The organism is Ornithinibacillus bavariensis, assembly GCF_050433565.1.
Classification (GTDB): Bacteria; Bacillota; Bacilli; order Bacillales; family Amphibacillaceae; genus Ornithinibacillus; species Ornithinibacillus bavariensis.
In genome coordinates this window covers 354,716-366,645 of record NZ_JBNPWZ010000001.1, presented here as the reverse complement: position 1 = coordinate 366,645, position 11,930 = coordinate 354,716, and the positions used below count along the sequence as shown (strand labels likewise).

Annotated in this window: 8 protein-coding genes; 1 reads left to right on the top strand and 7 read right to left on the bottom strand. The window is 37.7% G+C overall.

The window, feature by feature from the left end; genetic code table 11:
- Positions 1–18: 18 nt before the first annotated feature.
- Genes HNR27_RS01655 through HNR27_RS01645 form a run of 3 tightly spaced genes read right to left on the bottom strand, consistent with a single transcriptional unit; the run spans position 19 to position 3,898 of the window.
- A complete protein-coding gene (locus tag HNR27_RS01655; RefSeq protein WP_212920503.1) occupies positions 19–1,722 on the bottom strand; it encodes an ABC transporter permease in 1,704 nt (567 codons plus the stop codon).
- Entirely contained in the window at positions 1,719–2,840 is a 1,122-nt protein-coding gene (locus HNR27_RS01650; protein WP_212920502.1) for an ABC transporter ATP-binding protein, read from the bottom strand. The genes HNR27_RS01655 and HNR27_RS01650 overlap by 4 nt, the downstream gene beginning before the upstream one ends.
- A gap of 14 nt (positions 2,841–2,854) precedes the next feature.
- Positions 2,855–3,898 (bottom strand): ABC transporter substrate-binding protein, encoded by a 1,044-nt coding sequence (locus HNR27_RS01645; protein WP_212920501.1) that lies wholly within the window; start codon positions 3,896–3,898, stop codon positions 2,855–2,857.
- 537 nt (positions 3,899–4,435) lie between these two features.
- On the opposite strand from HNR27_RS01645, the gene HNR27_RS01640 reads away from it, so the two are divergent.
- Positions 4,436–6,727 (top strand): glycerophosphodiester phosphodiesterase family protein, encoded by a 2,292-nt coding sequence (locus HNR27_RS01640; protein ID WP_429338527.1) that lies wholly within the window; start codon positions 4,436–4,438, stop codon positions 6,725–6,727.
- Positions 6,728–6,877: 150 nt separating this feature from the next.
- On the opposite strand, the gene HNR27_RS01635 is transcribed toward HNR27_RS01640, so the two are convergent.
- The 4 genes from HNR27_RS01635 to HNR27_RS01620 form a co-directional block, all read right to left on the bottom strand.
- Positions 6,878–7,705 carry an ABC transporter permease gene (locus HNR27_RS01635; RefSeq protein ID WP_212920499.1) on the bottom strand — a complete coding sequence of 276 codons (828 nt, stop codon included), beginning with the start codon at positions 7,703–7,705 and terminating at the stop codon, positions 6,878–6,880.
- Between the two features lie 17 nt (positions 7,706–7,722).
- On the bottom strand, positions 7,723–8,661 hold the full coding sequence (locus HNR27_RS01630; protein WP_429338526.1) for an ABC transporter permease: 939 nt from the start codon (positions 8,659–8,661) through the stop codon (positions 7,723–7,725).
- Positions 8,662–8,676: 15 nt separating this feature from the next.
- Entirely contained in the window at positions 8,677–10,209 is a 1,533-nt protein-coding gene (locus tag HNR27_RS01625; protein ID WP_429338525.1) for an ABC transporter substrate-binding protein, read from the bottom strand.
- Positions 10,210–10,751: 542 nt separating this feature from the next.
- The gene (locus tag HNR27_RS01620) at positions 10,752–11,798 is read right to left on the bottom strand and encodes a galactitol-1-phosphate 5-dehydrogenase (protein WP_212920496.1); all 1,047 of its coding nucleotides are present in this window, start codon (positions 11,796–11,798) and stop codon (positions 10,752–10,754) included.
- Positions 11,799–11,930 lie beyond the last annotated feature (132 nt).

Below are 11,930 nucleotides of genomic sequence, written 5' to 3'. Positions count from 1 at the left end.
TTCTCCTCCTATACAGACCTATGATTTATTTCCCCCAGATAGTTTATTAGCAAGAGCCTGTAGCAGAAGGACCATGATGACTAGGATTACGGACATCGCTGCAGCGGAGTAGTACTCTGCCCGTAGCACATTTTGGAAAATTGCTAAGCTCATCGGTGCCCACTCTGCTGGAGCCATTAATATAGAAATACTAGTTTCTTTAATGACCGTTACGAAAACTAGAATCGATCCTGCAGCAATACCTGGTAACATTAACGGACCAACAACTGTAACAGCAGCGGTCAAGGTGGAAGCGCCAAGGTTAACTGCTGCTTCCTCAATATCCTGTTTAATAGATTTCATGGTACCAACCGTAGAACGAACCATATAAGGTAATCGTCGGATTGTATACGCAATAATCAGAATCAAAGCGGTACCAGTAAGCTGTAAAGGTGCTGTATTAAATGTTTGTATTAATGCAATACCTAGCGCAATACCTGGTACAATTAATGGAACGGTTGTCATAAAATCCAATGTTATTGAGCGATGGCGCACAACAAAGTAGGATACGAAAATGGCAATGATTACACTAAGCACTAGTGCCCCACCAGCTAGGACAAGGCTATTTTGTATATTTCCTAATGAAGATGTAAAAATCGTTTTATAGTGTTCTAGTGTATAGCCACTTGGTAATGGATCCTTACCCCAAGTTGTTGCAATCGATTGTAAAAAGATTGTACCCATGGCTAACAAAGGAATAATTACTACAAAGCCAGAAAAAATTGCTAACGGAACTGTTAATGCTTTATTCTCGATTAACTTAATTTTCTTAGGCTTTCCGGAAAGCGTTCCATAGTCCCTTCCCTTTAGAAGGTAATTCTGCAGCCAATAAATCACACCAGCTACTGCAATCATGATGACGGTTAGGATTGCCGCTCCACCCCAGTTAAAGAATCCTGCAATTTCACGATATGCATCAACTACAATCAGATTTAGATCACTTGGTGCTAAAATAATAGGTGTTCCAAAGTCTGAAAAGCTAACTGCAAAAATCACAAGAGCAGTGGAAAGCATTCCAGGAATAACTAATGGGAAGGTAACAGTAATAAAGGTTAACCAACTTTTTGCACCCATATTACGAGAAGCTTCCTCAAGCGATACATCACTTACTTTGAATGCAGCTACCATTGGCCATAAAGCATAAGGAAAGAAGAAAAAGATTTGCACGATAGCTATTCCAGTCATGGAATACGGATCAATTAGCATCCCTTCTCCACCCAATTGCTGATAAATATACGTTACCCAGCCTGAACGACCGAACATGATAATGAATGCATATGCAGAAATAAATGTAGGAATAACTAATGGAATAGTTACTAACCCACTTATTGTTTTCTTAAATGGCATTTTTGTGCGGGCAATACCATATGCTATCGGGATACAGATGACAAGCACCCATAATGAAACGATTAATGATAGCTTTAAACTATTCAGTAACCCTTGAAAATAATGCCCATAGGAAAAAATAGACTTAAAATTATCAAGTGTCGCATTTTTGAATTGCTCGATGGTAGTTTGCATCTGCTCAAGACTTATCAATGAGCCAAATACATTTATTGGTTCATTTGTAAAAGCAACCAAAAACACGGATAACAACGGGATAATGAGAAACAACAGGAAAAATCCATAGATAAGAAGCTTAATAAATCCCATTCCTGATAAAAAACGTTTTAATTTACTCATATTAGTAACACCCTTTCAGGTGATACTCCTAATCGAACCTTCTCCCCGCTTCGTTTAATACTATCCCCAGATTCATATGTAGTGTCCACTACAAGCTGATGCTCACCAACTTTTATATCGTAACGAACGGTGTTACCTAGATACGTAGCAAACTGGATAGTACCTTCAAAAGCATTGTCATAATCATCGCTACCGCCATTTAAGACATTGATATTTTCTGGACGAATAATTACTTGAACATCCGTCTTATCGGTTTGCGTAACTGATTTAATCTGTTGATTTCCAATCTGGACAGTAGTAATTCCATTATCACTTGCTACCACTTTACCAGGAAGAATATTCGACGTTCCTACGAAGTCAGCAATAAATGGTGTCTTTGGATTACTATATAAATCAGTTGGTGTACCGATCTGTAATATTTCTCCATCCTTCATAACGGCAATCCGGTCTGCCATACTCATTGCTTCTTCTTGATCATGTGTAACGAAGATTGTTGTAATTTTCAAATCCTGTTGAATACGTCGAATAGTATTACGCATCGTGTGACGTAGCTTTAAATCGAGGTTGGATAAAGGTTCATCCATTAATAGTACTTCCGGTTCCATTACAAGGGCTCTAGCTAAGGCAACACGCTGTTGTTGTCCACCAGAAAGCTCACTCGTCAATTTTTTTGCATGGTCGGTAAGCTCAACATACTCTAAAATATCCATAACCTTCTTTTCGATTTCTTTAGGATATTTGACTAATTTACTATTGAGCATACGTGTGTAAACCCCGACCTTTTTGAACAAGTTACCCTTTCGTAGCTCTTTAATATTTAAACTATAAGCGACATTATCAAATACATTCATATGTGGAAATAATGCGTAGCTCTGGAATACCATTCCACAGTTTCTTTCATTTGGTGCTAATTTTGCTACATCCCTATCTCCAATTTTGATAGTTCCACTTGTCGGACTTTCAAACCCAGCTATACATCTCATTGTCGTTGTTTTTCCACAACCAGATGGACCTAAGAGAGCAAAGAATTCGCCCTCTTTAATGTCCAAATCAATGTTCTGAAGTACAGTTACACCCGAAAAATCCTTCCTAAGCTGTTCTACTACAACTGACCCCATATTATCAACTTCCTTTAGTTAATTTTACTTTTCCACTCATTACGAATACGATCATAATTTTCGTTTACCCAATCAATATCTAAATCAACTGCATTTTCCTTGATAGAATCAATATTTAAAGGTGTTTTAGATTCTACTTCTTTATTAATTGGAATATGATACCAATTTGCAAGAATTTGTTGTGCTTCCTTACCTAGCATAAAGTCCATGAATTTCTTTCCACCCTCAGGGTTTGGAGCACCTTCTACAAGAGTTGCTGGGTTTACAAGAATAGGAGTTTTATCAGGAACAACAAAATCTACTGTTTCACCCTTTGCTTTATGCTCATATGCCATAAAGTCAAATCCAACTGCGATATGTGCTTCACCCATTGCTACTGCTTTTGTAGGTGCTGAACCAGAGTCAGGAATTGAGTTTGATTGATCTGCTAGCTTTTGGAAATATTCCCAACCAGCTTCCTCACCATACTGCATCATGTGGCTTAACACCATAAGTGTCGCTGTTCCGGATGCTGCTGGATTCGGGAATTGAATTTTCCCTTCCCATTTTGGATCTAATAAATCTTCCCAAGTTTTTGGTGCTTCTTCTTCAGTTACCAGATCTGTATTGTAAGCAAAACCTAATACGAATAATTCAGTGCCAACATAATATCCATCTTGATGCTTCATTTTTATACCATTTTCAACTACTTCCCAGTCTTCTGCACTTTCTGGTATGTATTTCGTAATGATACCTTTATCAACTGCAGATTCAAACGGTAGAAGTCCCCCACCACCATACCAAACGTCAGCTTGTGGATTACCCTTTTCCGCCATCATTTGGTTTACTAACACATTCGTACCAGCATAATGAACGTTTACCTTTTGTCCATACAATTCCTCGAACTTTGCAGCCAGTTCCTTTGTTAAATCAGGAGTTTCTGGTGAATAAAGTGTTATTGGATCAGAGGAATCCCCTTTTCCTTTCCCCTTTCCATCACCAGAAGATTCACCTGCACATGCGGCAAGAAAACCTACTAAAAATACTAATGAAAATAATGCCAAAACTATTCGTTTCATGTATATCCCCCTTTAAATTTTAAGTGAATAAATTCCCATGATAGAAAAAAGAGAACGAAAAATTCCCCCTCTCCAAAAAGAAAGGGCCTTCATTTCATTCTCTTCTCTTATATTCTCTGAGAACTATTCAATTAAGGTTGTATTAATTTTAGCAAACGGTTTCATTTTTGTAAATAGGGAAATTTTTAAATTCATTACATAATTATAGTATCTCAGTATTTTATAATAATCTGAGTAATCTATATCCTTACCAGTTACAGGACCTACAACTTGGGAAAGAAATATAATTCTAAATTACTAGAATCCGTTTAATAGAATGAAGACTTCTCCCTATGGACGAATCCTATGCGCCATAGGATATACTATTATTAACTTTATATACTGGTAGGAGTCCAAGAGAAGATACCGAATATCCCCCTAATTTATAGGGCTATTTGGTTTCTTCTCTTTTTTTCTACCGTATATCGAAAGGGGGAAAGAATCGTAGAAATAGTATTTAAGTAAGTTTTTACCAATATGTAAGGAGGAATATTTCTAATGAGGAAACTTATTTATCTAATTCCTATGCTAGCAATTTTATTTATGCTTACCTATTTACTACAGACACCTCATGCTTCCGCAAATGAAAATAAGCTAATTGAAGAGAACTTTAATCAGCTAACAAACGGACAGCTACCAGACGGGTGGGAGATTCTAGAGGGAAATGCAACCACTCAAGATGGGAAGCTGATCTTATCATCTTCAAGTACTTCGTCACCTTCTAGAGTATTAATTCCAGTGCCTGACAAAATCGGAGACTACGTTTTTGAAGCAGATGTAACATTTAAATCTGCTGTAGATAATGCTCGATGGGTATCTCTCATGTATCGCGTACAGAATGATAACTACCCATATTACCAATTTGCTGTTCGTAAGGGAACTTCTGCCTTAAACGGAGTAGAATTTGCAATAAGGACAGAATCAAATACATGGAGTGTACCTGCAAAGAAGTTCTATCCGGAGGACTTTCGATATGGGCAAGCATATCGGCTTAAGGTAATTGCAAAAGGTGAACGTATTCAACAATATATTAACGGTCAGCTAGTAATTGATACTGATCTTGCGAATCAATGGTTAGAGGGAGATTTAGGTTTTCAAGTATCTGGCGCCACTGTAGAATTTGATAATGTACTCGTAACTACCAGAGCAAATGATTTACCACCAATTGAACATTCTAATGCCTTCTTACCAGATGAACCAGACACAAATATGGTAAATGCACCAACAATTATTTCTAGTGATACCAACCTATTATCAGGTGCTTCCAATGTGCTACTAGATGCGCAATTAAATGAAAGCGGTAACATTACAGTTGGAGATATATTACTCTTGGATATGCTTGCTAGTATAAGAGGGAAAGCAATACCAACTATCCAAGTAGAAAATCAAGACGTAGCAAATGGAGTGATTGAAGTTCTAGACACTGTTTCCACAAAAGATATTCACATCATATCCTCCAATCAAGAAATTATTAACCAAATTAAAGCAGCACACCCTCAAGTACGTGGTGCGATTCTTTACAATAAAGAACATTTAAATAAGCACGATCTAAAAAAGCTCGTTACGGATGCAAACCGTAGTCGTTCAATGAGTATTGTTCTACCAGAGCGTCTTATAACCGATAAAACTGTTTACTTTTTCCATACTCGTGCGATTGCTGTTTGGGGAATTGGGGAGAATATTCATGATTTACTACACGCTGGTGTTGATGGGATTATTACCGAAAATCCAAGTAAGGCTGTAACAGCATACAGTCTTTATCCAGAAAACACATTCGTACAACGTCCTATTGTTGTCGCGCATCGTGGCGTACCTTCCCTTGCCCCAGAGAATACAATGGTAGGCTATCATTTGGCATACGACTTAGGCGCAGACCTTATTGAAACTGATGTACAACAAACAAAAGACGGACAGCTAATTATAATGCATGATACCACTGTCAATCGGACGACAAACGGCACTGGAAATGTTGCAGATTTGACCTTAGAGGAAATCCGTTCACTTGATGCAGGAATAAAATTCGGACCTGAATTTGCAGGAGAAAAAGTACCAACCTTCCGTGAATTCCTTCAAGGGTTTAAAGACAAAGATATCATACTTCTAATCGAAGTAAAGGCTGAAAATATTGAAGAGCAAGTTTTGCAAGAGATTAAGGACGAAGGAATGGAAGACATGGTTGTCCTACAAAGCTTTAGTATAGACACGGTCAAGAAATTCCGTGAAATTGCACCGGGGATTAGTGTAGGCTATCTATATTCAGCCTCTGTACCTGGTTCCGAGCAACAGCGCATACAGGATGCAGAACAAATGCTCAATTATGCAACAACAATCGGCGCGAGATTAAATTCTAGCTATGGTAGTCTTTCCGAGGAATCTATTACGTATATGAGACAACGAGGTATTATAAATATGCACTGGACATTCCGTAGTCAGGAGCCTTTTGAAGAACTACTCAAAAAAGGACTTATTGGACCAATAACCGATTATACACAGTGGCTAACAGATGCGCCTACTAAAATCGACACACCAATTAAAAAGCGGAATTTAAAGGTAGGAAAAACGGCAACCATTCAAGCTAAGACTTTTGTTAACTATCGGGTAGATGAAAAGCAAAACATTGAAACAACACTCTTTGCGTCTGAGAACGAACAAAATGTCCAAATTGAAGGAAACACCATTACAGCTCTATCACCTGGACAAGCGCAAATATTTGCTATGCATACATTTGAAATGCTCGGCAAACAGTGGAACTTAGTATCTGTACCAATTGAAGTAAATATATCCAACTAGTTCATTACGCTTAGGATTACATGTGATTACTTAGCATTGGTTGGAGCAATGCTAGCTATTACTTGGGAAAATGTTTTCTAAATGAATAAAGGGAATAGCACCTTCATGAAACTCTCTCATAAGTGCTATTCCCTATCTATATATATTTCATTAATCCCTCATTCTAGGATCACTAATCTCACTGATTGCATTACTCAACATATAAAAACCTAGCACAACTAACGTAATAGCTACCCCTGGCGCATAAGTATACCAGGGAGCACTTACTAAGTAGGGCTGTGAATCCTTAAGCATCCTTCCCCAGCTTGGATCAGGTGGCTGTACACCAAGGCCTAAATAACTAAGACCTGCCTCAGCTAAAATTGCTACTGCGAAAGCTATCGAAGCTGCAACAATCAATGGTGAGGATACATTAGGTAATATGTGGCGAAACATAATGGTAATAGGCTTTATTCCCATCGCTTTGGCAGCCAACACAAAATCCTGCTCCTTTGTCTGCAGAAATCCACTACGTGCAATTCTAGCAATACCTGGAATAGCCATTAACCCAAGAGCAATCGCCGTATTCCACATTCCTGAACCAAATACTGCCACAAGCATTAGTGCGAGAATAATTCCTGGAAATGCCATTAATGCATCGATAACCCTCATAATAATTTCATCGACCCAGCCCCCAAGATAACCAGAAATACCACCAACTATCGTACCGACAACAAGGCCAATTCCTACTGCAACAATTCCAACAAAAAATGCTGTCTGTGTTCCTTTCATCATTCGACTAAAAATATCCCTGCCAAATTCATCTGTACCAAGCAAGTGAGCAGCACTTGGTGACTGCAATTTGTTCGGAATATCCATCTCCTCTACACCATATGGCGTATAGAAGAAACTAACCGTCATCATCACTAGAAAAAAAACTAGGATTGCCCCACCGAGTAATAGATTAATATGTTTTCCAACATTTCGTAATCGTTTCATACGGGTCCACCTCCTAGCTATAGTCGTATACGAGGATCTATAATAGAATATAAAATATCAATAATAAAGTTAATGAAGACGACAATCAAGGTAATATACATGACAATCCCCTGTACTAATGGAAAATCACGATAACTAATTGCCGTTATTAATAGACTACCAAGACCAGGTAGGCCAAATACTTGTTCTACAATAATCGTACCTGCAACTACTTCAGCAAAGATTAGGCCAAAGACCGTTAAAATTGGGATCATTGCATTCCGTAGTACATGCCGATACATCAAGGAACCTTCCCGCATTCCTTTACTACGGGCGGTACGAACATAGTCACGCTGCATTTGCTCTAGTACAGAGGTACGAATATATCGAAAAGAAACGGCAATTTGTGGAATAGCAATAGTAAGTGCTGGCAATATTAAGGTTCCAAGCGCTCCCAAGATACTCTCCGACCATGGTACATAGCCACTAATCTGAAAAAATGAAAATGTCATCCCTAGATATAGGATTAATAACATTCCTAACCAAAAGGATGGGATTGCCATTCCTACTTGAGTTACTGTCGAAAGAGCATAGTCCATCAATGAATTAGGCTTTTTAGCAACATATATGCCAAGTGGAATGGCTATTATTACCACTAGAATGACAGATAACACTGCAAGAGAAAATGTTATTGGTATTCGGTCATAAATTAAGTCGGAAACTGGACGAGAAAAACGAATAGATTTTCCAAAATCACCAGTAATTGCCCCACCAACCCAGTCTACGTACTGGATATGGAGGGGCTGATCTAAACCAAGCTCTTTTTCTAACGTTTCAATTTGCGTTTCATCGGCTTCTGGCCCTAGCATAATTCGAATGGGGTCACCAGGTATAATTTGAAAGACCGCAAAAGTTATTAGTGATACAAGCACTAATGTAATAAATAACAGAACGAGCCTTCGAATAAAATAGGCCATGCCAGCCAATCCCTTCTAGTCAACCAATTTCACTTCAGATAAATCATGGAAGAAATACGGGTATAGCTTATAACCTTCCATTTTAGGATTCATCGCCCAAATGATTTGATAATCAGCGATAAATGCTGCAGCTGCTTCTTCCGCAAGTATCTCCTGTGCACGATGATACATCTCAATCTGACGGTTTTCATCTGTTTCTAACAATACATTTTTCATTAATTCATCATACTCATTGTTGGAGAAATGAACTAAGTTACCACTATCCTCTGATTGATAACGTTTAATGGTTTCATAAGGAGAAAGCTTTCCAGTAAAGTCGATAATTGTCATATCATAGTCTCTACCTTTGTAAATACGGTCAAGCCATATTCCCCATTCCACAACTTCAATTTTTGCTTTTATTCCTATTTCTTTTAAGTTTTCCACAACAATCTGTGCAACATCTGTATACATTGCAGCATGTGAAGAAATGGAAATAGTAGTTTCAAATCCATCTGGATAACCAGCTTCACTTAATAAGTTCTTCGCCTTTTCTACGTCATGGTCATACATCTTTTCAAGGCCTTCCTCGTAGAATGCTCCCATTGCAGGGCTCATATTCGATCCAATCTTTGTTGCGTACCCAGAAAACACTGCTTCAATAATATCATCCTTATTAATCGCATAATTAATTGCTTGGCGAACTCGTGTATCATTAAACGGTTCTCTTGCTTCATTAAATCCGACTAATAAGGTAGCATTACTATTTTGATATTCTAGTTTAAAATTATTTTCAACCTCTGGAACTCGATGTGCCCCGACGGAAACTAAGTCCATTTCACCTGCTTGAAGAGACATTAATGCAGTCTGATCATCAGGCTGAAAGGTAAACGTTACTTTATCTAAATATGGTAGTCCTTCTTTCCAGTAATCCTTATTTTTTTCTAATACGAGATTATTCTGCGGACTATAACTTTTAAATTTAAATGGACCTGTACCGATTGGCTCCTCACTATGTTTCCCATCATTACTCTTTGGTAATATAGCTGAATCCTGTGCGGTTAAATACGATAGAAAGGCAGAATTCGGTTTTTTCAATGTAATGACAAAGGTTTTATCGTCTGGAGCCTTTAAGGATGCAATATTATCAAAATTGGAAGTTAGCGGCTTTCCAGAGCCTTTACCCATTAGGCGTTCAAAGGAATACATGATATCATCCGTAGTCAAAGGATCGCCATTGTGAAATTTCACATTATCCCGAATGGTAAAGGTATACGTTAATCCATCGTCAGAAATCGTATAATCCTCTGCAAGTGCTGGCTTAAGTGAACCGTCTGTATCCCCGAACATTAAGCCATCAAAAATATTTAAAAGCATTTGAAATGTAATCGAAGCTTCTGCCATATGTGGATCAAGAAAATCAGGATCATTATTCACTCGTATATTAATTTCTTGGCTACTAGATCCATCCTTATTCTTATCACTATCCCCTGTTGAACAAGCACTTATTACTAAAAACAATGCAAAAAATATGGTTATAGGTACCAGTTTTTTGAATACGTTTTGCATGAATAGCCTCCTTCAGTAAATTACCTTCTATTGTATACGTTCATGAAAGTATATCCATGTAAATTCCCTAAAACAGAGTTAGCATTATCACTATGTAAAATATACCATCCCTAATTATAACGTAAACTGATATGATTGGTACAATGGTTTTTATTATTTAACAAACATAAAATAAAACCCTTGAGATTACGGTGTTTGCCAACTTCAATGTTATTGTCAAACCCTCTATTTACTTTGCCCATTAAACAAAGATATTTTACATAATCCCTTCAATTACTAGAAGTCACCAACTATACATTACTTATTCCTTGCTTTGCAGGAATAATCACTGATTAATATTAGGCAACATAACTTGTATCCTGTATCGTAACAAAGGATTTCTATACTAGTATTGATATCTACTAGCTGCTAGAAAACAACTACCCTAGTTATTACATAAAAAAAAATCCAGCAATAAATGCTGGATGGATAAATGACTATCTATTTTAATATTAAATAATCCTAACTATATCTTATCAATAACAATGGAAACTAAGCTCGGATTACGGATGGAAAATTACTTTTACAGAATCCATTTCACGATGGATGATTTTTCGGAAAGCTTCTGGTCCTTCTTCTAATGATAGACGGTGAGAAATCATTGGTTCTGACTGTATTTGTCCTGTGCTCATATAATGAATGGTGGTGCTCCATTCTTTTCCCGGAAATGGGGCTGATATAGCATTCCATGAGCCATAGACGGTTAGCTCGTTACGAACAATTTTTTCAAAGAAGAAACGCTCAATATGAATGTCTGCATATGGAATACCCAAAAATACTACTTCACCGCCTTTACGTGGCAATGCAAATACCTGGGCAGAGGTTATCGGTGAGCCTGCTGACTCTACAGCTAAATCTACTCCTTGTCCATTTGTATAATCCATAATTTGTTCATGTGCAGGCTTTTCTAACGAATTGATAGCAACATCAGCGCCTAGCTTTTTAGCAATTTCTAGTTTGTTGTTGTCGATATCAATAGCATATACCTTCTTTGCCCCAAATATTTTTGCCCACTGAATGGCAAGTAATCCAATACTACCCACACCCATAATAGCTACTTCAGCACCTGGCTGAATGGTAGTTCTATAAAAGCCATGGGCAACTACTGCAGATGGTTCAACCATTGCAGCCGTATCAAAATCTACATTATCGGGTAATGGGATGACATGTGTATTTGGTAGTTTCGTATATTCTGCATAAGCGCCTGGGCGGTATGCACCAATGACAGAAAGCTTTTCACAGCGAGCAGGCTCGCCTTTTTTACAGCTTTTACATTCATCACAAACAAATGCTGGACAACCCGCAACACGATCTCCAACTTTTACATTGGTCACATTAGCACCTATTTCAACCACTTCACCTGCGAACTCATGACCAAATGTCATACCTTCTACATAAGGACCAAGTTTTCGATAACGGGAAGTGTCGGAGCCACATATTCCAACAGATTTGACCCTAATGATAACATCATTTGCATCTTCGATTACCGGTTTCGGTGTATTCTCTTCAAATCGTAGATCCTCTACACCATATAAATTTAAAGCCTTCAAAACAAACACCCTTTTCTTTGTTGTGTTAACTAGCTGACTTTTTCTCAGTTTTTTTATTATTGTTTAAGATTTTATACACAGCAAATCCGATGACAATTGTGTTCATAATCATTTGGTGTTCAATATAAAATT